A 24,269-nucleotide genomic window follows, 5' to 3' on the forward strand; every position below is an offset into this window, starting at 1 on the left:
TATAACATTTTCTCCGCAGAATTTTCTTAAAAATCAATCCCTTTCCCAAACTCAACCACGCTATCCGGCACATCACTAAACAAAGTCACATGCCCCATTTTACGGTTGTGTTTCGCTTCTATTTTACCATACAGGTGGAGGTGGGCGCTTGGATTTTCTGTGACATATTTTTCAGCGGCATCAACATGCTGGCCGAGTACATTGAGCATGACGGCTGGCGCATGCAAGTGGATAGCTGGCAATGGTGCTCCAAGAACGCCAAGAATATGGGTGTCAAACTGGGAGAAGTCGCAGGCTTCGATAGAGTAGTGGCCAGAGTTGTGTGGGCGCGGGGCAATCTCATTGACGATGATGTCATCAGCCGTCGCAAACATTTCCACGCAGAGCGTTCCAGACAGCTTGAGCTGTTCTGCGATTCGCACTGCCATAGCTTTGGCCTTGTCAGCCAAACTTTCTGAAATGCGAGCTGGCACAATGGTCTTAGACAGGATATTGTTGCGATGGATATTTTCCTGAACTGGGAAAACCGTGACGTCCTTGCCATTTCCAGATACGATAACGGAAATTTCAAGGTCAAAGTTGACAAATTCTTCCAAGATACAGTCTGCCGAGTCAGCTAGTGTATAGGCTTCCTCCAAGTCTACTTCTGAACGAATGACCTTTTGTCCATGCCCATCGTAGCCACCAGTCGCCGTTTTGAGGACATAGCTTTTCGACAGGTCGATATCTGCCAAGTCTTGGCTAGAAGTCACAACCTTATAGGGTGCAACGGTGACTTGGGCCTTGTTTGCGAGAAAGTCCTTTTCAAAAATCCGATTTTGAGAGATGCGGAGCAGATCCGTTCCTTGAGGGAGCTGACCATCCTTGATAACAGCATCCAAGCCGTCGGCATCGACATTTTCAAACTCATAGGTCAAGACATCGCAACGCTCAGCCAACTGACGCAGAGCGTCCACGTCATTATAAGGTGCCACGATAATTTCTGCCACACGAGAGGCCGGGCAGTCCGCCGCAGGATCCAGCGCGATGACCTTGTGCCCCATGTAGATAGCAGAAATGGCCATCATCTGCCCCAGCTGACCACCACCGATGATTCCGATTGTTTTAGATGAGCTCATTGCTAGACTCCTCAGCGATTTTTCCTTGTTCTTCAGCAAAATCCGCTAGCGCTGCTGCTAGGTCTTGGTCTTCAATGGCCAAGATCCGAAGGGCAGTCAGAGCAGCGTTTGTCGCTCCCGCTTCCCCAATAGCCATAGTTGCCACTGGCACACCGCCCGGCATCTGCACGATCGAATAAAGTGAGTCCAGACCGCTGAGAGCGCGTGATTTGACCGGTACACCGATAACAGGTAGAGTCGTTTTGGCTGCTACCATACCTGGCAAATGCGCGGCACCACCAGCACCGGCGATGATGACCTTGATACCGCGACTGCGAGCCTCTTCCGCATGCTGAAACATGAGGTCAGGCGTGCGGTGGGCAGAGACAACCTTTTTTTCGTAGGCTACACCAAAGCGGTCTAAAACTTCAGCTGTTTTTTGCATGGTTGCCCAATCAGATTTGGAGCCCATGATGATGGAAATAATTGGTTTCATTGTTAATATCCTTTGTCTTTTTGATAATGGTCTTAGGTGGTGGGTCGGAAGCAAACCTTCGGTTTCATTCCTAAAATTTGAGCCCCAAGTCTCAAATTTTCCCTAGACCAGAACATACACTGTTCTGGTCTTTTCACCACGGCGACCATTATCTTACTTTGGCTCGCTTTCGCTCGCCATTTTCAAATTAAATATCAGTAACTTTTAATTTTTAACCGCCTTGCTTCCTATGTCTGTTCGGTAAAAGAGGCCTGTTGTGTTCTGTTTTTTTAGTTGGTTGTAGATTTTTTCCTGCGCAGCTGAGACGGTATCTGCTGTGGTGACCAGCATGTACACTCGGCCGCCATTTGACAGCAGTGCTCTGCTATTTTCCGCAAACTTAGCCCCAGCATAGTAGGTGATGATGTCGCCGTCTGTTTTGGCTGGCAACTCAACGCCTTTCTCATAGTCCAGCGGATAGCCCTCTGAGGCGACAACCACGCCAAGTGTCACGCCTTCGTCCAGCCAAGTGATAGTCGGCTCCTTCTTGTCCAAAATGTCCGTGATGTTCTGCGCAAAGTCAGACGTCAAGCGTGGAAGGATAATCTGGGTCTCTGGGTCGCCAAAACGCGAGTTGAACTCGATGACCTTAGGGCCATCTGTTGTCAGAATCAGCCCAGCGTAGAGCACGCCCAGATAAGGTCGTCCTTCAGCTATCATGCCTTTTAGAACCAGCTTGATAATCGTCTCAACTGACTGGTCCACCACGCTTTGTGGCAGGTGAGGCACTGGCGCATAAGCTCCCATACCACCTGTATTGGGACCCTTGTCCCCATCGTAGGCCCTCTTGTGATCCTGAGCCGTCGGCAGGATGTAAAACTTATCGCCATTGACAAAGGCAAATAGGGAAAACTCCTCACCGTCTAGAAACTCTTCGATGACCACACGCGCACCGCTGTCGCCGAACTTATTATCCAAGAGCATCTCCTGCGCGGCCTCAACCGCCTGCTCTACTGTCTCTGCGACGACCACACCCTTGCCCAGAGCTAGGCCGTCCGCCTTGACCACGATAGGTGCTCCCTGCTTTTCGATGTAAGCTTTGGCTTCCTCAAAGTCGGAAAATGTGCCATAGGCTGCTGTCGGAACACCGTATTTGACCATGATTTCCTTGGCAAAATCCTTGGACCACTCCAGCTCCGCTGCTAAACGAGATGGACCGAAAGCCTTGAGCCCAGCTTGGTTAAAATCATCTACAATTCCAGCTGCCAGCGCATCATCCGGACCGATAAAAGACCAAGCAACATCATTCTCCTTGGCAAATTCAATTAGTTTGGAATGTTCGGAAATTCCAATGTTTACTAAATCCAACCCATCCAAGGTCATGCCATCATTTCCAGGAGCGACAAACACCTGCTCCACACCCTGAGATTCCAATAACTTCTTGGCAATCGCATGCTCACGACCGCCTGAACCAACAACTAAAAGCTTCATAGCCAAGATACCTCAATATCCAATATCACAGGCGCTTACGCACCAAGCTAACACATCACGTAAAAATCATTCTATTTTCACGAATTATTTATCTAAATTATAACACAATCGTTCGTTTTATTCCATTCGAATGAGAAAAAGAATATCTCTTCTATATGATCGCCGTAATTATTGTTGGCTTCAGACTTCTCCTTCTTGAGTGGATTATGCCTATTTTAGACAGAAAATATTCAGGGCTTTTCAAATTTACTATCATTTTCAAATAAGTTTTCCGAATAATACAGGTGGGCCCATCCAAAACCATTCTCACAAAGGAGTTTTATGAAGAAATATCAAAAACTGTTTTTATTATCCGGAGCTGTCCTAGGTCTCTTTGCGAGCCACTCAACAGTTCATGCGACCGAAACGCCTGAATCTGAAGTCAAAATTCTAGGCCCTACTGATCGTGCCAGCAATGTCGATGTGACTGTGAACGATCGTACAGCCTCTATTAGTTATACCCGTTCTCAAGCTCAAGAACCTCATCGTATTCTCCACGCTGTTTGGTCTGATGAGAACGGACAGGATGATATCAAATGGTATGAAGCACCGTCAACAACAACTACTAACACTGACATTGACCTGAGTAACCATCCAGGATATGGTACGTTTCATGTTCATACCTATATTGACCTCTATGGAAAATTAATTGGGCTGAATGGAACGACCTTTACTCTCAACAAACCAGCCGTTAATGTCACTTCTAATATCCTAGGGAGAACTGCTCAAATTCATTTTAATCGCAATAAAGACCAAATAAATTCTAATATTTTACATGCTGTTTGGTCTGATGAAAATGGACAAGATGATATCAAATGGTACAATGCAGGACAAGATATTACTGAATTTGAACTTTCAAATCACAAAGGCTATGGAACTTATCACATTCATACTTATGAAAATAAAGATGGTAAGATGATTGGCTTAAACGGAACCACTTTCAATTTAGAAAAACCTAATCCTACTGTTGAGACTAGCTTCCCTCAGACCGGTATCATGGAAATTACTGTCAAAAACGTACCTGACACCATGCATCGAATTGTTCTTCCAACTTGGTCTGATAAGAAAGGGCAAGATGATCTACAATGGTATGAAGCAAGCAAAAATCCAGATGGCAGCTACAGCGCTCGGGTGGAACTCAGAAAGCATAACTACGACACAGGGATTTACAATATCCACCTTTACGGTGAAAGTTATGTTAAGCCTGACTTAACAGGTCTCTCAGGGACTACTGCACAAATTGATAGTGGAAAATTGCCTTCTGAAGAGGAGCAAAAGCCGCTTTTTACTATAGAAAATATCAACCCCAAACAAGGAACCTATACTGTAAAAATCACTGAAACAGCTTTATCTAAACCTATAAAGTCTGTCCAAGTTCCCATTTGGAGCACTAGCAATCAGAGCAATCTTAAATGGTACGCAGCCACTCCTAACGGAGACGGAACCTTCAGTGCGACCTTTGATATCCGCAATCATCAGGCCTTGTCTGGGACCTATAATAATCATGTCTATATCACTTACAATGATGGTAGCGAACACAACTACGCAGCTGATCCCACACCAATGTCTACCGACCAAATTCAAGCCAAGGTTGCAGTCAGGAAAACTGAGGCTAATCGCTATGAGGTGACAGTGACAGACGCCTACGGAGATGGCGATATTATTCTGCCAACTTGGTCAGAAGTCAATGGACAAGATGATTTACAATGGTATACTGCAAATAAGGTCGGCAATGGAACATACAAGTTTACCGTAGATACTCAGAATCACAAGGGAAGCGGTCTATTTAACACCCATGTCTATCGTAGAAAAGCGGGACAACTGACTGGTCTGACTGGAACTAGCTATCAGGTTGAGAAATCAAGCGTTCAATCAGCTAATATTCAGCCAAACTATGCCGCTGCTAATGCGACAACTTATCCTGTCGGCCAATGCACTTGGGGAGCCAAGGCTCTAGCTCCTTGGGCAGGAAATTACTGGGGTAACGGCGGTCAATGGGCAGCTAGTGCTAGAAGAGCTGGATTCCGTACCGGCAGTAGGCCTGAGGTTGGCGCCATCGCCTGCTGGGATGACGGCGGCTACGGCCACGTCGGTGTTGTGACTCATGTCGAATCCAATACCCGCATCCAGATCCAAGAGTCTAACTACCTCGGCAAGCAGTACATCAGCAACTTCCGTGGCTGGTTTGACCCAACTGCTTCCTACTGGGGCCGCCTGACCTATATCTATCCTAAATAAGTTGCTTTCGCACTCCTCAAAACCACTTCAAACCAGTGCTTTGAGCAGATTGCTCCTGCTTAGTTTATTCATGAATTTCATTGAGTATAAGCCTACTCAAAAATCCTCGGTTCGACCCGAGGATTTTTTATAGTTTTTAATGCCTAAAATGCCGTACGCCAGTGAAAATCATAGTCAAGCCGTGCTTGTCAGCTGCGATAATAGATTCCTCATCACGGACAGATCCACCCGGCTGGATGATAGCTTTGATACCAGCGGTTGCGATTTCTTCAATATTGTCCGCAAAAGGGAAGAAGGCGTCAGAAGCTAGAGCGGCACCGTCAAGGCGATCTTTGGCTTGCTCAATAGCAATCTTGACAGAAGCCACACGGTTAGTCTGACCGGGACCGACTCCCAGCACCTGACAGTCATTGGTAATGATGATACCGTTGGATTTGACATATTTGACGGACTTCCAAGCAAATTCCAAAGCCACACGCTCCTGCTCGGTCGGCTGGTGCTTGGTCACGACCTGCCAATCAGCTGGATTTTCCTCAATGACATCCTGGTTTTGCACAAGAAGACCACCCAGAACACCTGTCACTTCCTTCTCTGCTCCAGAAGCTGCCTGCGCATCAAAGGCCAACTCCAAAATCCGCAGATTTTTCTTTTTATTGGTCAAAATTGCTAGCGCTTCTGCCGTGTAGCTCGGTGCGATGATAATTTCTAGGAAAATACCGTGCATCTTCTCAGCTGTCGCAGCATCCACCTCGCGGTTGAGGACGACAATCCCACCAAAAATGGAAACTGGATCAGACTCATAGGCATAGTCCCAAGCGGTCTCAATATCGTCTGCCTGACCGATACCACATGGATTCATATGTTTTAGCGCCACAACAGTTGGGCGCTCTTTGAAATCACGAATGATGCGAATGGCCGCATCGGCATCACGGATGTTATTGAAAGACAACTCTTTCCCATTCAGCTGCTTGGCCGAAGCGATGGAATAGCCCAGTGGCAAGGCCGTCTGATAGAAATCCGCATCCTGCTGGGGGTTTTCCCCGTAGCGCATGGGCTGCTTGAGTTCATAGGTCAAGGTCAGCTTTTCAGGCTTGCTTTCGCCCACCTGATTCGTGAAATAGTCTGCAATTAAAGCATCGTAAGCTGCTGTGTGACGGAAAACCTTGGCTGCTAAGCGCTGCCGCGTTTCATAGGTCGTTTGGTCATTTGCTGCCAACTCTTCCAGAACAAGAGCATAATCAGCCGGATCTACGACAACTGTCACGCTGGCATGGTTTTTGGCTGCAGAGCGCAACATAGAGGGTCCACCGATGTCAATATTTTCCACCGCGTCCGCATACTCAACACCCGGCTTGAGAATGGTTTCCTTAAAAGGATAGAGGTTCACCACGACCAGGTCAATGAGTTCAATCTGATTCTCCTTGGCTGCTTGCAGGTGGCTATCCAAGTCCCGACGAGCCAAGAGGCCGCCGTGAATGTTTGGGTGGAGGGTCTTGACACGGCCATCCATCATCTCTGGAAAACCAGTCACATCATCGATAGCAATGGTGCCCACTCCTTCATTGTCTAGGACCACCTTGGTACCGCCAGTTGAGATGATATCCCAGCCCAGAGCTTTCAGCTCTTTCGCAAATTCTACAATGCCTGTCTTGTCTGAGACACTGATCAAGGCTTTTTTTGTCATTCTATTCCTCTTTCTTTAGATCCAAGCGCATAGCGACTTCGTTATTTTCTTCTATAAATCCTGTTTCCTGAAAACCCAGACTAGTCAGCAGGTGCTTCATTTTTTCATTTCCAACCACATAATCTGCGATAATATGACTGCAAGCTCTATCCATCTGAGCCTTTTTGATCAGAACTTCCAAGGCTTTTCGACCATAGCCTCTTCCTTGGTACTGCTGACCAATCATTATCCGCCAGATAAAGTATTCCGCTTCATCCTTGTCTATTTCCAGCAGGAGAAAGCCAACCACTTGCTCATCCCAATAGATTGCCATCGGAAACACATCTTCATTTTTCCGGTAGAGCCATGCGTCAGCTAAAGAGCGTACATTTGAAGCTACGAAACGTGCTTGTTCATCAGCTTCTGATATTTTTAAATCCAGCACTGCCTGAAAACTGCTCTCATCTACTAATTTCAGCTCAATCATTTTTTCTCCTAGCAATATTGCACAATCAAAACTTGATTTACTTCTTACTTTCTCCCCACCCCTAAACTCTCCAGCACTTGTGAATAGAGCTGATACTCGGCGGCATGGATGCGTTCTTCAAAACTTTCAATCGTATCATCAGCTAGTCGAGGCACGCGCACTTGCTGGATGATCTTGCCAGTGTCAATGCCCGAGTCCACCCAGTGAATGGTCACGCCAGACTGGTCCACGCCAGACTGCCAAGCATCCTCAATGCCATGAGCTCCTGGAAACTCGGGTAGGTAGGCAGGATGGATATTGATGATACGTCCTTCATAAGCACCAAGCAAGGTCGGCCCGACAATTTTCATATAGCCTGCTAGGCAAACCAAGTCAATCTGCTGGGCTTCTAGTAGGTCTACAATGGCTTGCTCGTAAGCCACCTTACTGTCAAACTCCCTAAACTCAAAGGCATAGCTTTTGACACCTAGCTTATCCGCCCGCTCGAGCACATAGGCATCTCGATGGTCTGAAAAGACAAATTCAACAGGAAACTGCTCAGCAATCACTTGGAAATTTGATCCATTCCCCGAAGCAAAAACGGCAATTTTTTTCATTTGATAAGGACACTTTCATTTTCTTTTTTGACAATCCGGCCGACTTCATAAACAGGCTCGTCAAGAAGTTCTTTGACACGATCCACATTTTCAGGTGCTACAGCCAAAATCATCCCTAGCCCCATATTAAAGATTTCAAACATTTCTTGGTGCTTGATATGACCATATTTTTCTAAGGCCTTAAAAATCGGCAAGACTGGAATCTTGTCTTCTTCAATCTCAGCAGCCAAGTCATCACCAAACATGCGAGGCACATTTTCGATAAAACCGCCACCAGTAATATGGGCAATCCCATGAACCAGCTTTTCCTTAAGTAGCGGCAGCAAAGCCTTGACATAGATACGAGTCGGCTCAAGCAGCACTTCCTTGAGTTTCTTACCTTCCAATTCTGGCAAGACTTCCTCACCTGTATAGTCGGCAAAGACGCGACGCACGAGTGAGTAACCATTGGAGTGAATCCCACTTGAAGCAAGCCCGAGAAGAACATCTCCTTCCGTCACTTTTGAACCATCAATAATTTGAGATTTTTCAGCCACACCGACTGCAAAACCAGCCAAGTCATAATCATCTTCACCGTACATACCAGGCATTTCAGCCGTTTCTCCACCGATAAGAGCGGCGCCTGCCTGCACACAACCTTCTGCTACACCAGCAACCACTTGTTCTAGCTTGGCTGGTTCATTCTTACCAGTTGCGACGTAGTCAAGGAAGTAAAGAGGCTCAGCTCCCGCAGCGATGATATCGTTAACACACATAGCAACACAATCTTGACCGATAGTATCGTGTTTGTCATACTTGATAGCTAGCATCAACTTGGTACCAACACCATCTGTACCTGAGATCAAAACAGGCTCTTTAACCCCTGTCTTTGAAAGGTCAAACATGCCACCAAAGCCACCCAAAGCTCCCATTACCCCTGCACGCTCCGTACGAGCCACGTGCTTTTTAATCCGTTCAACAACTTCATAACCCGCTTCAACATCCACACCAGATTGAGCGTATGCATTCTTATTTGTCATTTAGTCTCCTCTTCCTTTTGTATAATGGAAAATCTCATCCGTCTATTTGTAAAAACTCGTCTTTTCTTCCAAACTTCTACGATAGTCTTCTTCATAGTCGTAGAGAGGAGTTGGGTAGTCACCGTCAAAGTAAGCGACACAGAGACCACCATTTGGCGCATCTGTTTCAATCCCGATAGAGTTAATCAAGCCATCAATAGAAAGATAGGTCAAGCTATCCGCACCAATAATTTGGCAGGTTTCTTCAACCGTATGATTGGCAGCAATCAGTTCCTGACGCGTCTGGATATCAATCCCATAGAAACATGGATAAGCTAGCGCAGGACTTCCAATAGCAACGTGAACTTCAGATGCACCTGCTTCTTTCAAAAGCTGAACGATACGGCGAGAGGTTGTCCCCCGAACAATGGAATCATCAATCATAACCACACGTTTTCCTTTAACAACGCCTGAAACAGCTGACAATTTCATCCGCACACCTTGCTCCCGCAATTCTTGAGTTGGCTGGATAAAGGTGCGTTGGGTGTATTGGTTTTTGATAAGCCCCATTTCGTTTGGCAGACCTGATTCTTCTGCAAAGCCCATAGCAGCGCTCAGTGAGGAATTCGGTACACCAACCACGATATCGGCTTCGTGTTTGAATTCACGCGCCAATTGAGCCCCCATTCTCTTGCGGGCTGTATGGACGTTGACACCATGGATATTGGAGTCAGGACGCGCAAAATAGATATACTCCATAGAGCAAATAGCCAACTGGGTATCATTCGTATAACTATCGTACTGGATGCCACTGTCATCAATGATGACAATCTCCCCTGGCTTCACATCACGAATCCACTCAGCACCAATCACTTCAAAAGCACAAGTTTCAGAAGAAACCACAACTGCTCCATTGCTCATTTTCCCAATAGAAAGCGGACGGAAGCCATTTGGGTCAAGCGCCGCAATCAACTTGTCTTCAAAAAGTAGAATATAAGCAAACCCACCTTTGACAAGACTGAGTGCTTCCTTGATTTTACCCATTAGACTAGGATTGTGACTACGACGAATCAAGTGAGCCAAGATTTCAGAATCAGAGGTTGAGCTGAAAATAGCGCCTCTTTGTTCCAATTCTTTCTTTAGAGATTCTGCATTAGTTAGGTTCCCATTATGAGCAAGTCCAAACTGCATATCATGAAAGCGAAAAATGAAAGGCTGGATGTTATCCGCAGAAGCTTCTCCTGCAGTCGCATAACGAACGTGCCCAATCGCACTTGTTCCAGTCAGTTTATCCAAATTAGCTGGATTTCTGAACACTTCTGATAGAAGTCCCATATCACGATGGCGCTTTAGTTGTCCTTGGTCATTGGAGAGGATTCCTGCCCCCTCCTGACCGCGGTGCTGAAGACTATGGAGCCCAAAATAGGTCAATTTAGCTGCATCAGGATGTCCCCAAATACCGAAAACACCACATTCTTCATTAAGTGACTTTACTTCGTATGTCATTGTTTTACCTAAATTCTTTTGTCTTGTAAAAGGGAGAAAACCTGACCTGTCAGGCCAAGCAGACTCCTTTTTTGATTGCTTGCTCTTGCAAGCCAACTTTATTCGTGACTCGCTTGGAAATAACGAACGGCGCTTTCAAACAATTTCTGGTCTTTCTGACCTGGAATATTTTGGAAAAGACCGTCTTCATAACGCTCTGAGTGCCCCATCTTCCCGATGATTTGGCCGTTCCTACTTGTAATTCCTTCGATAGCGTAGAGAGAGCCGTTTGGATTATACTTGCTGTCCATGCTCGGCTGACCGTGAAAGTCTACGTACTGACTCCAAATCTGACCATTATCGCGCAGCTCAGCAAATTCCTCAGCCGTCACGACAAATTTCCCTTCACCATGTGAAACCGGAATGGTATGGATATCTCCCACTTGCACACCAGCTAGCCAAGGCGAGTTGGTATTGGCAATGCGGGTTTCAACCATCTTAGCCACGTGCTGGTTGGCATCATTATAAAAGAGAGTTGGGCTGCTAGCCCCTGCTTCTTCGAAGTTCCCGTAAGGAAGAAGGCCGGATTTAACCAGAGCCTGGAAGCCATTACAGATACCAATGATGAGACCGCCTCGAGCAATGAAAGCATCGATGGCTTTCTTGACCTTATCGTTGAGAAGGATATTGACGATAAACTTAGCGGATCCATCTGGCTCATCTGCAGCAGAGAAGCCGCCTGCAAAGAAGATGATATTTGCCTTGTCAATGTTGTCAACCATGGTGTCAACGGACTGAACAATGGCTGCTTCATCCAAAGTGACAAAGGGAACTAGATTGACCTTAGCTCCAGCTGCTTCAAAAGCTTTGGCTGAGTCGTATTCTGAGTTGGTTCCAGGGAAGACTGGGATATAAACCAACGGCTCCGCCACTGTCTCTTTGGCTTTGATAACTGTATCAGCGACAAGAACCGGCACTTCTTCAATAACTGTTTCCTGATTGAATTCTGTTGGGTAGATAGGCTCCAATCTGCCTTCAAAGCTTGCCAAAAGCTCGGCTCCCTCAAGCTGGACACCATTGACAATCAGGGTAAAGTCTGGCTTGGTCTGACCAATCTTTACTGCGCCTGGAATATCCTGTTCCGGACTAGTAAAGACAAATCCGCCCAGCTGCGCCTGCAAAACGGAAGGCAAGTCAGCAACATCCACTTGAGCACCAATGCGATTACCAAAGCTCATCAAGGCCAGACTCTCTGCCAGACCACCGTATTTGACAGCGGCGGCTGCTGTAATCTCATACTTGTCCTGAATGGCCACAAAATTTTCAAAGTTATTCTTGATTAAGTCAAAGTCAATATCCTGAGACAAGACCTGTCCTGGCAGATAGTAGATAAACTCTCCTGCCGCCTTAAACTCTGGAGATAGGATGCGCCCAGCAGTTGAAGTAGTCACTCCAAAAGCTACTAAGGTCGGTGGTACGGTCAATTCTTCAAAAGTTCCGCTCATGGAATCCTTGCCACCGATAGACGGCAAACCTAGCTGAATCTGGGCTTCAATCGAACCAAGCAGAGCAGAGACCGGCTGTCCAAAACGCTCAGCCTGCTTGTCCATCCGCTCAAAGTACTCCTGATAAGAGAAGCGAGCCTTGGACCAGTCCGAACCAGCAGCAACCAAGCGAGCTGTCGCTTCAATCACTGCATAAGCTGCTCCATGATAAGGTGACCAAGCTGCTACATAAGGATTGTAGCCCTGCGCCATCACAGATACTGTCTCTGTCTTGCCATGCTCAACTGGCAGTTTCTGCACAGAAGCCTCAGTCGGCGTGATTTGGTAGCGCCCGCCGATAGGATGATTGACAGTAGAGCGGCCAACAGAGCTGTCAAAGATAGTCTGTAGCCCCTTTTGACTGGTATGATTGAGGTCGCTTAGTAAGCTCTTGAGGTCATGCTCCAAAGTCGCTTCAGAAGTCACAGTCTGCCCTGGCAATGCTGCTTGGGCATCCACAACCTTGGCATCCACAACCACGCGCACACCATTGGTATCTAGAAAACTCCGCTCAATATCGACGATGGTTTCCCCGTTCCAGTGCATGACCAGATTTGGCTTTTCTATCACTTTAGCCACAACGACCGCCAGCAGATTTTCCTTAGCTGCTGCAGTGATAAATTGTTGCACATCTTCTGGGCGGACCACTACTGCCATCCGCTCTTGCGACTCTGAAATCGCGATTTCTGTTCCGTTAAGGCCTTGGTATTTGAGCGGTACCTTGTCAAGGTCAATTTCCAGCCCGTCTGCCAATTCACCAATAGCTACGCAGACCCCACCAGCCCCAAAGTCATTTGATTTCTTGATGAGACGAGTCACATTGCCATCGCGGAAGAGACGCTGAATCTTGCGCTCCTCAATAGCATTTCCTTTTTGGACTTCCGCACCAGCCGTCTCCACAGACGCAGCTGTCTGCACCTTGGACGAGCCAGTGGCTCCGCCGACACCATCACGACCCGTCTTGCCTCCCAGCAAGATGACCACATCACCTGCTGCTGGTTTTTCACGGACAACATTTTCCTTAGGAGCTGCACCGACAACCGCTCCCAGCTCCATCCGCTTGGCTACAAAGCCTGGATGGAAATACTCACGGACATAGGTCGTTGCTAGACCAATTTGATTCCCATAAGAAGAATAGCCGTGCGCTGCAGTTTTTGAAATGACCTGCTGAGGGAGCTTGCCAGCCCGCGTTTCAGCAATCGGCTGAGTAATATCGCCCGCACCAGAAATCCGCATAGCCTGATAAACATAAGAACGGCCAGAAAGCGGATCGCGAATAGCTCCTCCGATACAGGTCGCAGCTCCACCAAAAGGCTCTATTTCTGTTGGGTGGTTGTGGGTTTCATTTTTAAACATCAGCAGCCAAAGCTCTTTGACACCATCCACATCCACTTCAATCTCTACGGAGCAGGCATTGATTTCATCAGACACTTCCATGTCATCAAGACGGCCATTGGCTCTCTCGTAGCGACCAAAAATGGTCGCCATATCCATGAGAGTCTGCGGTTTGTCCCCACGTCCCAGCTCATCGCGCATAGCCAAGTATTTATCATAAGTGGCCTGCAGTTGCTTTTCAAACTTAGAAGCCGAAAAATCAATCTTCTTCAACTCCGTCTCAAAGGTCGTATGTCGACAGTGGTCGGACCAGTAAGTATCTAAAACCTTGAGCTCGGTCTCCGTCGGGAAACGGCCAATCGACTTGAAATAATCCTGAATAAAGAGCAAATCTGCCACTTCCATAGCCAGACCATGCTCCTGCTTGTAGGCCTTAAAGTCCGCTTCCGTATAGTCCTTAAAGAAGTCCAGAACCGGAATGGTCTTATCTGACTCGGAGAATTGCTCCAGCTGGATCGGCTGCTCAATATCTTTAAAACGTGAATCAACTGGATTCAGCAAGTATTTCTTGATTGCTGCCAACTCGCTGTCTGAGATGTCTTTATTGACCAAATAAAGCTGAGCAGTCCTCACCAAAACATCTGTCCCAGCGCCGAGCAAAAAGAGGGCCTCCTGAGAGCTGGCTGCCCGCTGGTCAAACTGACCCGGCAGCGCTTCGATGGCAAAAAACGCTGTCTCTGCAAGTGCAGCCTCTACTTCCTCTTCCGCCAGCAATCTATCAGTCACTTGCTCAGAGAAAATATGCTTTTCAGCACGAGAAACCAAGTCTTCTGCCAGATGAAAGACATCATAAACTTGAATCATCCGAAGATCTGACAATGTTTTCAACTGGAGATTATGCGTCAGCTCTCTCACCAAGCTCTGTGACTTCACACCGAAGTTGCTCTTCTTCTCTACAAAAATACGCTTGTCCATGATTTTTCACACCCTGTCCTTACTTAATCGCCTGCAATTTTTCCCAAACAACCTGATAGACATCTGTCAGTTCACCAAGGCCACGCCGGAAAACATCCTTGTCCATGTGATGGCCTTCCGCATCCCAGAGGCGGCAATTGTCTGGTGAAAATTCGTCCGCCAGAATAATCTTGCCATCTTTGTCAAAGCCGAACTCTAACTTGAAATCAATCAATTTCAGTCCGATTTGGCGGAACCAGTCTGACAAGAGCTCATTGATCCGACGAGTCTCCTCTTTCAAAAAGGCAATTTCTTGATCGCTGGCAATCTTCAAGAATTTCACATGTTCGTCATTGATGAAAGGATCATCCAAATCATCATTTTTGTAGTAAAATTCCACAATCGGAGTTTCAAGCGCGATGCCCTCTTCTACTCCAAAACGTTTGGAAAAAGAACCTGCTGTGTAGTTGCGCAGCACCACTTCCAAAGGAATAATCTCTACTTTTTTGTTGAGCTGGTCCGTATCCGAAACCTTCTCAATAAAATGCGTCGCCACACCAGCTGCATTGAGTTTCTCAAAAATAAAAGATGAAATCTGGTTGTTGAGCACTCCTTTACCAGCAATCTGCTCCTTCTTGACTCCATTAAAGGCCGTTGCCTGGTCCTTGTAGCGCGCCAGAATGACTTGCTCATCATCTGTAGATAAAATATCCTTGGCTTTTCCCGAATATAACAACTTATTAGACATTTTAATATTCGCCTTTCGTGGTTTTATACCCTAATTTTATCATCTTTGAATACATTTTACAAGAAATTCCGTATAAACTTTCTGTATCCAGTTAAAGAAATCGTTTCCTTTCCAAGATACGAAAAAAGACCGGAAGATACCGATCTTTGATTTTTAATGTTGCTTCTTCAGTTTCTCATGGATATAAGCCACCACATCGGAAATTGTTTTGAAGTTATCCATATCCTCATCAGGAATCTCAATATCAAAAGCTTCTTCCAGATTGATGATAAATTCCATCAAATCAACAGAGTCCACTCCCAGCTCCTCTTTCAAGCTCAGTTCTGGAGTGATATGCAGCTTCCTGCTGTCATGTTCTTGAATGATTTCGACAATTTTTGCATAAATTTCTTTTTCGCTCATGTTTACTCCTTTACATCTGAAAATTCAACGACCGATTTACCAACAACATCTGTTTCCAGCATGGTCCGAATCTGACGAATCGTGCTATAAACAGCCTTAGCATCGCTAGAGCCATGCGTTTTGACAACAGGCGCTTTCAAGCCGAATAGAACTGCGCCGCCTGCACTAGAATAGTCCAGACTGTTCTTGAGCCCTCTCAGACTGTCCTTGAGCAGCCAAGCTCCCAATTTAGCCTTGAAACCACCGCCTAAAATAGACTTCTTCAGCTGACCCATGATACTGATAGCAGTTCCTTCGATTGATTTCAGAACGGCATTACCAGTAAAGCCATCTGCAACGACAACATCCGCCACATCATCCATCAAATCACGCGCTTCTACATTGCCGATAAAGTTAAGTGTCGAATCCCCAGCTAAAAGCTCATAGGCTTCCTTGCGCAGAGGATCGCCCTTGCTGCTTTCCGTTCCGTTATTCAAAAGACCAACCCGCGGCTTCTTGATTCCTCGGACATTTTCAGCATAGAAAGAACCCAAAGTCGCATACTGGTGTAAATGATGGGCTGTGTTTTCAGCATTAGCTCCCAAATCCAGCATATCAAATCCCTGACCTCCAACCGTTGGCATAGTAGATAGGAGACCCGGTCGGTCAATGTTCTTGATACGCCCCACGATAAAGAAACCTGCCGCTAAAAGCGCTCCAGTATTTCCAGCAGACAACATGGCATCTGCTTCCCCTGCCTTCACATCCTTAGCTGCCAGCACCATACTAGCTTCTTTCTTCTGACGAATGGCCTTTGTCGGCTCGTCGTCCGAGTCAATCTTTTCCTCCGTGTGGATGATGCGGACCCGCTCACCAGCAGTCAGATAAGGCTTAATTTTCGCCTCATCGCCATAAAGGAGAATTTCAATATCCGAAAACTCCTGTACCGCTCGATTGACTCCTTCCACCAAAGCCTGAGGGGCATTGTCCCCTCCCATAGCATCAACAGCTATTTTTTTCATTCGATTTATTCCTCGTTCTTATCTTTTAAAATGCTTCCCCAGTCCCCCAGAGAATCTATAAATTTTTTGGATTTGAGATGGATGCCGACATATTCATCATAGAGCAGGTCAATAAAATCCCGTAGCTGCTTTTTTATATCTGGCTTCAAAGAAATGGTCTCCAATTCGCTAAAGCGAACCGCCTGAAATTGGTCCAGCAGAAAAGGAAGATTAGGATTTAGATAACAGCGCCGTTCATCCTGATGGTAATGATCAGGGCAAAGGACTCCGCTATATTTGAAAGAAAAGTCAAAAGGCAGACCTGTCCGATGACAAAAGGCACATTCATGGAAGTTCAGTGAAACCCCAAAACGTGACAAAATCTGAATCTCAAAGATATTGGTCAGCACCTCATAGTCCAGACCATTATTCATCAGCTCCAGGGTTTTCTGCAAAAAAGCAAAGAGCGCCGGATCCGGCTGATTGTCCTGAAGACTGGCATCTGCCAAGGCTGCCACATAGCTGGCATAGGCCATGATGAATAAGTCCTCATTGATGCGATGGTAGGTGACTACATCCTGATAATCCTCGATATAGCTAAGACCATCATCATTGATTTTCATCAGCAAGTTCGCCGCAGTCAAAGGCTGAATGACGGGTGCTAGCTTGGATTTACTAGCATGCTTGACGAAAAACATACGCTTACCAGCCTGTTCCGTAAAGATCTTTACCAGCTTATCATCCTCGCGGAAATTGCGGTTATAGAGAACCAGACCTTGACTTGTTAGAGATTTAAGCATAGTCCTCCATGTAGTCCTTGAGGCGTTTCAGGGCTTCTCGAATCGTCTCCATACTAGCCGCATAGGACAGACGGATATAGCCTTCCCCGTATTGACCAAAAGCCGCCCCCGGGATAAAGGCCACGGCCTTCTTCTCCGCAAAATCCTGCAGAAAGGCGAACGAATCTTGATTATAACCATCTGGTATCTTAGCAAAAATATAAAAAGCCCCTTCTGGTTTGATAATCTTAAAGCCTAGCTCAGCCATTTTCTCTATGATATAGTCGCGACGCTGGATATACTCAGCCTTCATTGGCTCCGCATCATCTTTCCCAACGGTCAGCGCTTCAATGCCGGCAAACTGAGCCATAGTATTGGCTGCTGTTACGAGATACTGATGGCTCTTAATCAGCTGAGCAGTGAAAATTGCTGGAGCAAAGATAAAACCTAGCCGCCAGCCAGTCATGGCATGAGACTTAGACAGGCCGTTGATGACAATGGTTTGGTCTGGCAGATACTCCGCGATGGAGACATGCCCCTGCTCCGTATAGGTCAGCTCAGAATAGACCTCATCGCAGACCACAAAGACTTGGTATTTTCCTAGGACATCCGCCAGATCTTTGATCTGCTCCCGCGAATAAGTCACGCCGGTCGGATTGGCTGGATAATTAAGAATGACCGCTTTTAACTGCTCGCCCTGCTCCAAAATAGCTGCTTCCAGCATCTCTGGAGTGAGGACAAAGTTATTGGCCGTTGTGTCAATCTCGACAATCTCTGCCCCCACTAGATTGACAATAGGCTCATAGCCTGGATAAGCAGGAGCTGGCAGCAAGACCTTGTCTCCTTCTTCTAAAATAGCTGTCAGCGTAGCTGACAAGGCCTCTGTCGCCCCAATTGTGACCAAAACCTCATCTTCCGGGCGATAGTGCAGATTGTACTTTTCTTTCACAAAGCTGCTAGCCGCCTGACGCAGCTCCAAGAGACCGCTCATACCAGTGTAGTGACTTTGATTAGCATCAATCGCCGCCTTGGCTGCTTCTTTGATATGATCCGGTGTTGTAAAGTCCGGCTCCCCTAAGGTTAGCCGAAGAACTCCCGGAATAGCAGAAATTGATTGGTCAAACTGACGAATCAGCGAAATTTCTATTTTTTCTAAGTTTTTATTAAATTTCTTACTTAAATCCATACATACCTCCAGCCGCTCAATAGAACTATTATACTATAAATGCAGAAGCATAGCAAAAGCTATTACATGATTTCTTATGCAGAAAAAGGACTAAGCTTGCACTTAGTCCCTTTTTTCCTTGCCTTAAAATTCTTCTCTGGCAGATAATGGATATAGCCACATCTCACGTGACTGGCCAATTAACGAGTCGGAGTATAAGTTAATTCCTTGCCATGCTTGACCAGAAAATCTGTCAATTCCGAATCAGGAATCTGCCGCAAATAAAGGTTAGAACGAATCGTGTCGTCTTCTTCACGGCAAGTTGAAAGAACCACATACCGGTCACTTGCCTTAATCTTTATCTTGGGATCCTTTGTCCGAGCAGCCTCATAGATATTTCTAAGCTGAGTCGTAAAGTCCTCGTCATCCTTAAATTCCGTCCGATAAAAAGCTGTCTCTTCCGGCACGATAACCAGTCCCATAGCTTGATAATAATACTTACGATCAGGAGTCTCAATCACGACATATCTATGTTTGTCAAAATAATCCTGACGATCATAGTAGTTGACATCATTAAACATACGATGATCTCCAGCCTTGCTGCCCCGAGCATGCCCGAAAAGCCAAGTCAAACGATCGCTGAAATCTTTATGGTTATCCATATCCATAAAGACTGTTCCCATAAAGGGCTCATGTTGCCCTTCAAACGTCTTATCCAAATAAGTGGCATTATCACTGGTTTGCACCACTGGCTCATCAAGTTGTGTACCTGGTGCATAGACATAGGCTACCGTTTCCGGATTAACAGCTTTCAATTCTTTAAAACGATTAGCTAGATAATTTATCTCTTCGGTACTAGGTTCATATTTCTTATTGGATTTATCAGAGAATTCTTTAATTTGCTGATTTTTATGAACATTAAGTATTTGAAATACTAAAGCAGCTACTAAACTGATAGACATTAAAACAATTAAAATTCTAATAAGTCTTTTTCTAGCAAAAATCTTTCTTTCATTATTTTTTTTTAACATATAAAATCCCTTGTTTATTCTTAAAAAATATCACTGAGTCTTTGACTCAGTGATATAATTGTGTCAGTAAAAATATATCTTATTTGACTGCACTTGTTTTTGGAAGAGAACCTTCTTCTTCGTCAGGTGTAACTTCAGATTTCTTCTCTTCCTTTTTAGTTGATGACTGCTTCGACTTATTTCTATCAACAGATTTAGTAGAGTTAGCCGCCTTGGACGGTATAGTCCCGGCAGATTTTACTGTTGCCTCGCTACTATCATTAACTACCTCATCACTCGATGATGGTGTACTTGCAGGATTCTTAGTTTCAGTTTCTGAAGATGTAGCTGAAGTTCCCTCACCTATAACAAGAACCTTATTACCAGCTTGATCTTCAATAACTGTATCCTGTCCGATTGGAGCTTTTTTAGCCTCAGTAACCTGCTGATCTAAAGCAGACTGAGTAGATTTATGTTCTAACAACGCATCAATAACTTTCCGTGCTTCATCATCTGTAGTTCCCTGAGGCACTTCATTATTCTCAATGTCCGAAACATGTACACTACCCGATTCTTCTGCGGATATAGGAAGAATCGTTCCAAATAGCACCATAAATACTACACTGGTTAACAAAACCTTTTTCACTGTTTCATCCCCTTTTTCTTTTTAAAACCGTTGTAACTCCCTTGTCACTCACTATTAGTATAGTGTTATAAATAACAAAAGTCAAGAGTTTTTCAAATTTTTTAAATAGTTAGTGATAATTACAAGAATCATATACTATTTAATCTATATAACCCTATAGATCGTACGTTTTTAGAAAATAATTAATTAAAAATAGATAGAACTTTTGTTCTATCTATTATTTCTTCCCTATTTCAAACAAGGGTGACAGTGGCCGTTTTTCATGAATACGGACAATGGCTTCCCCTAAAAGATGCGCAATTGAAATCTGCTCAATCTTATCAATCAAGCGCTCTTGAGGCAGATAAATCGTATCTAGCACAACCAATTTTTTAATCGCCGATTTTTGAATATTATCCATAGCAGGACCAGACAAGACTGGATGAGTACAGCTGGCATAGACTTCTACAGCCCCCGCCTCAGCGAGAGCGTCAGCTGCATGGCAGATAGTCCCTGCTGTATCAATCATATCATCAATTAGGATACAAGTTTTTCCTTCTACCTTACCAATGATGTTCATAACTTCACTGCTATTCATCTTGTCCACACTGCGGCGCTTATCAATAATCGCAATCGGGGTTTTCAGAAACTCTGCTAACTTACGGGCCCGACTCACGCCACCATGGTCAGGACTGACTACCACATAGTCCCCACCTGTCATATTACGGCGCTCAAAGTAATCAGCAATCAAAGGTGCACCCATCAAATGATCCACTGGAATGTCAAAGAAGCCTTGGATTTGTGCTGCGTGCAAGTCAATAGTCAGCATCCGATCCACACCAGCGATTTCCAACATATTAGCAACTAATTTAGATGTAATTGGCTCACGAGCTCTAGCCTTGCGATCCTGCCGAGCATAGCCATAGTAAGGCATGACAACGTTGATGGATTCAGCACTAGCCCGTTTCAAAGCATCTACCATAATCAAGATTTCCATCAAATTATCATTGACTGGCGAACTGGTAGACTGCAAAATAAAGACGTGTTTCCCTCGAATAGATTCTTCAATATTCACTTGAATCTCCCCATCAGAGAACTGACGGACAGTTGATTTCCCAAGTGGCAATCCAATCTCTTGAGCAACACGCTGCGCTAATTCTTGATTAGAAGAAAGAGCAAAGAGTTTTAAATCAGAAAAAGACATGATTCCCTCCAGATTCTAAATCGTCTTTCATTGTCCAATTACAACTTTTCCCAACTACCATTGTAACTTTTTTCAGTGGATTTTTCAATTAAAAATAAAAAACGCCAGAGGCGCTTTTTACTGATTAGTTCGGATAAATATATGAAACTGTACCTTGTGCAGTTGTTGGATTAAACCATCCACGGTAGTTACCGATTGATTGTTGTCCAAGGTAGTTTGCTTCTGATACTTGGATACTTGTAGTAGATTGAACAGCTGTTACTACTGCAACGTGTCCGTATCCACCGTCAGTCCAACATGCAATCGCTCCAACTTCTGGCTGTGAACCAACACGGAAGCCTGCTGCTGCTGCACTTGCAGACCATTGTCCACCATTACCCCAGTAATCGCCAGCCCAAGGAGCTAATGTCTTAGCACCCCAAGTACATTGACCTACTGGATAAGAAGATGCAGATGAGCTATAAACTGGTCTATTCGCACGGGCAACAGACTGAACAACTGCTGGTGCTGAGGCACCTGAATTATTAACTGCTTGAACTTGCGCTTGTAACGTAGTATTTCCAGAAGCTACAATTGCTTGTTGTTGGGCAGTCTGTTCTGCTTTATATGCAGCTTCACGAGCTGCTGCTTCTTCAGCAGCTTTTTGAGCTGCTGCTTTCTGTTCAAGTAAACTATTCTTTTCACCTTCAGCAGTTGCTTTTTCAGCAGCAAGTGCCGCTTGAGCTGCTTTTAATTCTGCTTGTTTAGTAGCCAAAGTCTGCTCGTCATCTGCTAATTGTTGTTGATTAGCGATAACAGTATTAATTGCTTGATTATTTGCAACTTGTTTTTCAGAAATCGCTTCTTTATCTTTCTTTTGTTGTTCCAGCATCTTGTTATTTGCTGCAACAATTTCGCTCATAGCTGTAACACGTGAAATAGCTTCCGTTACAGAACTAGAATTGATTACTGTATTGATATAGCTAGTAGCACTTCCACTTGTCTGCGCACTCCGTGCTTGATTTGCAAGCGACTCATTACGAGCTACGATATTTTTAGACAGTTCGTCAATCTCAGCAGAAAGTTTTGCAGATTCAGCAGACAATTTTTCATTTTCTGCTTTAAGCTCTTCTTGTTGCTTTTGAATAGCAGATACTTGTCCTTGAATCTCGTTAACTTGTGTCTGCGCAGTTTGTTCTTGCTCTGTTAAACTATTAATCTTGCTGTCTTGTGCAGCAATCTTTTCATCAGTTGTCTCCGCTTTAACGCTCACAAGTGCAGCTCCTTGTGAAAGGATAACTGTACTCAATAAAATTGATGTGAGTAGTTTTTTCTTCATAAAAATAATACACTCCTTCTTATAAGACATTAACTAGTATACCAGAAAATGCTGTATCATATGTTACGCCTTTATTACATTTTTATTTCTTGTTTATCATAAATACATTTTTTCGAAAATAGGCTGAAAAATGAGGAATATCAAGCTATTGAGGAGGATAGTCGGTACTAGGCTACTAAGGACAAATGCCTGAAAATTAAGACTAGAAAGATTCAAAAATACTGCAAAAGTAAAACTGATTAATTCAAATAAAAATACAAGAATCAAAACAGATAAAAAGCGAGTGAATTTATTTAAAAGCATAGTCGAACTAGACTGACAAACCAAGAGACTTAAAAGAGGAAAAAGAATAAGAGCAATACCGATGGTATGAAAATAGTAAACATCATAAATGAGCCCCAAACAACAAAATAAGAGAATATTATAGTTTTTAGAGAGGTTGATGGAAACAAAAAGCATGAAAATAAAGATAAAATGACTGACTAAATGCCATTGCAAAGGCAGAATATTAGCCAGAAAAGTTGAAATCTGTCCATCTATCAGTAAAACAAAAAATAAAATAATAGGAGTCAAAAGGTGTTCTTTAATATCTCTCATATTAGTTCCCTACCAACATTACAGCACGGATATCCGACAAATCAGCAGCCGGCTTAACTAGGACAACTTTGTTTAGTTGATCCTTAGCCTCAGACACGGAAAGTACCTTACCGACAGGAATATTTTCTGCATTATAAGAACCCAAGCCACTGGTTGCAACCTCATCTCCCTCTTTTATATCTTCAGCACTATTTAACTGACTGATGATATAAGCAGAATTTTTTGCATCATAACCCGTAATAATCCCATAAACTGGACCAGACTTCGTTTGAATTCTAACAGAAATTTTAGTTGAGTTTTCCTCGTTAGTCAGTAGAGATACTAAACTAGACTGGCTACTGGTTTCAGAAACACTTCCGACCAGACCACCATTAGCGACCACCAACATAGCATCTGTCACATTGTCAGACGTCCCTTTGTCAATGGTCAACTCATTTTTCCAGGATGCTGGCGTACGGGCAATCACTTCGCTGGCAATTTGAACTTGATTTTTATCAGTCTCTTTAAATTCCAGAAGTTTTCGCAACTGCTCATTTTCATCTTCTAAGGAATCTGCCTTCCCAGCCTTTTCCTCAACCTTATAAAGATTTTTCTTGAGCTGTTGATTCTCTCTATAAGTAGACATCAAATCTGACATTTCTTCTTTTTTATCAGCTACAAAAGCAAAAGGAGAGCCAACAAGTCTATCTACCAATGAAATAATATTTGAAGTAGTTGATACAAACCAACTTGAAGAGGTAGATAAGATAAGTATCGTCATTGCAACAACTAATACAAAAAAAGAAATTAAAAACTTAGACTTTTTAAATCGATTCATCAGAAAAACCTCACTAAACAGGACGAGAAAGTATAAGAAAAGGAGATAGCAAATGCTAAACCCCTCATTATACGGAGAATGGGGGATTCGAACCCCCGCGCCGGTTACCCGACCTAACGATTTAGCAAACCGTCCTCTTCAGCCTCTTGAGTAATTCTCCAATATTTAATGGGCACGAGTGGACTCGAACCACCGACCTCACGCTTATCAGGCGTGCGCTCT

The 24,269-nt window shown here is 44.6% G+C and carries 21 protein-coding genes and 1 tRNA gene; 1 reads left to right on the forward strand and 21 read right to left on the reverse strand.

Features of this window, described 5'->3' with window-relative positions:
* Positions 1–26 precede the first annotated feature (26 nt).
* The 3 genes from purK to purD all read right to left on the reverse strand — a co-directional run bounded on the left by purK (position 27) and on the right by purD (position 3,063).
* On the reverse strand, positions 27–1,118 hold the full coding sequence (purK, locus tag AX677_RS06360) for a 5-(carboxyamino)imidazole ribonucleotide synthase (protein ID WP_060976546.1): 1,092 nt from the start codon (positions 1,116–1,118) through the stop codon (positions 27–29).
* A complete protein-coding gene (purE, locus tag AX677_RS06365) occupies positions 1,105–1,593 on the reverse strand; it encodes a 5-(carboxyamino)imidazole ribonucleotide mutase (protein ID WP_002894355.1) in 489 nt (162 codons plus the stop codon). The genes purK and purE overlap by 14 nt, the downstream gene beginning before the upstream one ends.
* Before the next feature lie 204 nt (positions 1,594–1,797).
* The gene (purD, locus tag AX677_RS06370) at positions 1,798–3,063 is read right to left on the reverse strand and encodes a phosphoribosylamine--glycine ligase (RefSeq protein ID WP_060976547.1); all 1,266 of its coding nucleotides are present in this window, start codon (positions 3,061–3,063) and stop codon (positions 1,798–1,800) included.
* Positions 3,064–3,384: 321 nt separating this feature from the next.
* Between purD and AX677_RS06375 the strand changes: the two genes are divergently transcribed.
* Positions 3,385–5,340, forward strand: coding sequence for a GBS Bsp-like repeat-containing protein (locus AX677_RS06375; protein ID WP_060976548.1), 1,956 nt, complete (start codon positions 3,385–3,387; stop codon positions 5,338–5,340).
* A 136-nt stretch (positions 5,341–5,476) separates the two neighbouring features.
* On the opposite strand, the gene purH is transcribed toward AX677_RS06375, so the two are convergent.
* From purH to AX677_RS06465, 18 genes are all read right to left on the reverse strand, one after another.
* Entirely contained in the window at positions 5,477–7,024 is a 1,548-nt protein-coding gene (gene purH / locus AX677_RS06380; protein ID WP_060976549.1) for a bifunctional phosphoribosylaminoimidazolecarboxamide formyltransferase/IMP cyclohydrolase, read from the reverse strand.
* A 1-nt stretch (position 7,025) separates the two neighbouring features.
* Complete coding sequence (locus tag AX677_RS06385; RefSeq protein ID WP_060976550.1) at positions 7,026–7,490, reverse strand: GNAT family N-acetyltransferase; 465 nt, start codon at positions 7,488–7,490, stop codon at positions 7,026–7,028.
* A gap of 44 nt (positions 7,491–7,534) precedes the next feature.
* Entirely contained in the window at positions 7,535–8,086 is a 552-nt protein-coding gene (gene purN / locus AX677_RS06390; RefSeq protein ID WP_060976551.1) for a phosphoribosylglycinamide formyltransferase, read from the reverse strand.
* Positions 8,083–9,105 carry a phosphoribosylformylglycinamidine cyclo-ligase gene (purM, locus tag AX677_RS06395; protein ID WP_060976552.1) on the reverse strand — a complete coding sequence of 341 codons (1,023 nt, stop codon included), beginning with the start codon at positions 9,103–9,105 and terminating at the stop codon, positions 8,083–8,085. The genes purN and purM overlap by 4 nt, the downstream gene beginning before the upstream one ends.
* A 42-nt stretch (positions 9,106–9,147) precedes the next feature.
* Positions 9,148–10,590 (reverse strand): amidophosphoribosyltransferase, encoded by a 1,443-nt coding sequence (gene purF, locus AX677_RS06400; RefSeq protein ID WP_060976553.1) that lies wholly within the window; start codon positions 10,588–10,590, stop codon positions 9,148–9,150.
* A gap of 98 nt (positions 10,591–10,688) precedes the next feature.
* Positions 10,689–14,423 (reverse strand): phosphoribosylformylglycinamidine synthase, encoded by a 3,735-nt coding sequence (locus AX677_RS06405; protein ID WP_060976554.1) that lies wholly within the window; start codon positions 14,421–14,423, stop codon positions 10,689–10,691.
* 19 nt (positions 14,424–14,442) lie between these two features.
* The gene (gene purC, locus AX677_RS06410; RefSeq protein WP_060976555.1) at positions 14,443–15,150 is read right to left on the reverse strand and encodes a phosphoribosylaminoimidazolesuccinocarboxamide synthase; all 708 of its coding nucleotides are present in this window, start codon (positions 15,148–15,150) and stop codon (positions 14,443–14,445) included.
* A gap of 153 nt (positions 15,151–15,303) precedes the next feature.
* A complete protein-coding gene (locus AX677_RS06415) occupies positions 15,304–15,552 on the reverse strand; it encodes an acyl carrier protein (RefSeq protein WP_049547547.1) in 249 nt (82 codons plus the stop codon).
* 2 nt (positions 15,553–15,554) lie between these two features.
* Entirely contained in the window at positions 15,555–16,553 is a 999-nt protein-coding gene (plsX, locus tag AX677_RS06420; protein ID WP_060976556.1) for a phosphate acyltransferase PlsX, read from the reverse strand.
* Positions 16,554–16,558: 5 nt separating this feature from the next.
* Positions 16,559–17,332, reverse strand: a complete 774-nt coding sequence (recO, locus tag AX677_RS06425) for a DNA repair protein RecO (RefSeq protein ID WP_060976557.1) — start codon at positions 17,330–17,332, stop codon at positions 16,559–16,561.
* Entirely contained in the window at positions 17,325–18,497 is a 1,173-nt protein-coding gene (locus tag AX677_RS06430; RefSeq protein WP_060976558.1) for a pyridoxal phosphate-dependent aminotransferase, read from the reverse strand. Before AX677_RS06430 ends, recO begins: the two co-directional genes overlap by 8 nt.
* 179 nt (positions 18,498–18,676) lie before the next feature.
* Complete coding sequence (srtB, locus tag AX677_RS06435) at positions 18,677–19,507, reverse strand: class B sortase, LPKTxAVK-specific (protein WP_060976559.1); 831 nt, start codon at positions 19,505–19,507, stop codon at positions 18,677–18,679.
* Between the two features lie 79 nt (positions 19,508–19,586).
* On the reverse strand, positions 19,587–20,132 hold the full coding sequence (locus AX677_RS06440) for a hypothetical protein (protein ID WP_060976560.1): 546 nt from the start codon (positions 20,130–20,132) through the stop codon (positions 19,587–19,589).
* 217 nt (positions 20,133–20,349) lie between these two features.
* Entirely contained in the window at positions 20,350–21,315 is a 966-nt protein-coding gene (locus tag AX677_RS06445) for a ribose-phosphate diphosphokinase (protein ID WP_002894321.1), read from the reverse strand.
* Between the two features lie 124 nt (positions 21,316–21,439).
* A complete protein-coding gene (gene pcsB / locus AX677_RS06450; protein WP_032907118.1) occupies positions 21,440–22,633 on the reverse strand; it encodes a peptidoglycan hydrolase PcsB in 1,194 nt (397 codons plus the stop codon).
* A gap of 96 nt (positions 22,634–22,729) precedes the next feature.
* A complete protein-coding gene (gene mreD / locus AX677_RS06455; RefSeq protein ID WP_060976561.1) occupies positions 22,730–23,230 on the reverse strand; it encodes a rod shape-determining protein MreD in 501 nt (166 codons plus the stop codon).
* Between the two features lies 1 nt (position 23,231).
* Positions 23,232–24,047 (reverse strand): rod shape-determining protein MreC, encoded by an 816-nt coding sequence (mreC, locus tag AX677_RS06460; RefSeq protein ID WP_060976563.1) that lies wholly within the window; start codon positions 24,045–24,047, stop codon positions 23,232–23,234.
* A 72-nt stretch (positions 24,048–24,119) separates the two neighbouring features.
* A tRNA-Ser gene (locus AX677_RS06465) sits at positions 24,120–24,207 on the reverse strand.
* Positions 24,208–24,269: the final 62 nt, after the last annotated feature.

This window comes from Streptococcus sp. CCH8-C6 (genome assembly GCF_001557225.1).
Classification (GTDB): Bacteria; Bacillota; Bacilli; order Lactobacillales; family Streptococcaceae; genus Streptococcus; species Streptococcus sanguinis_C.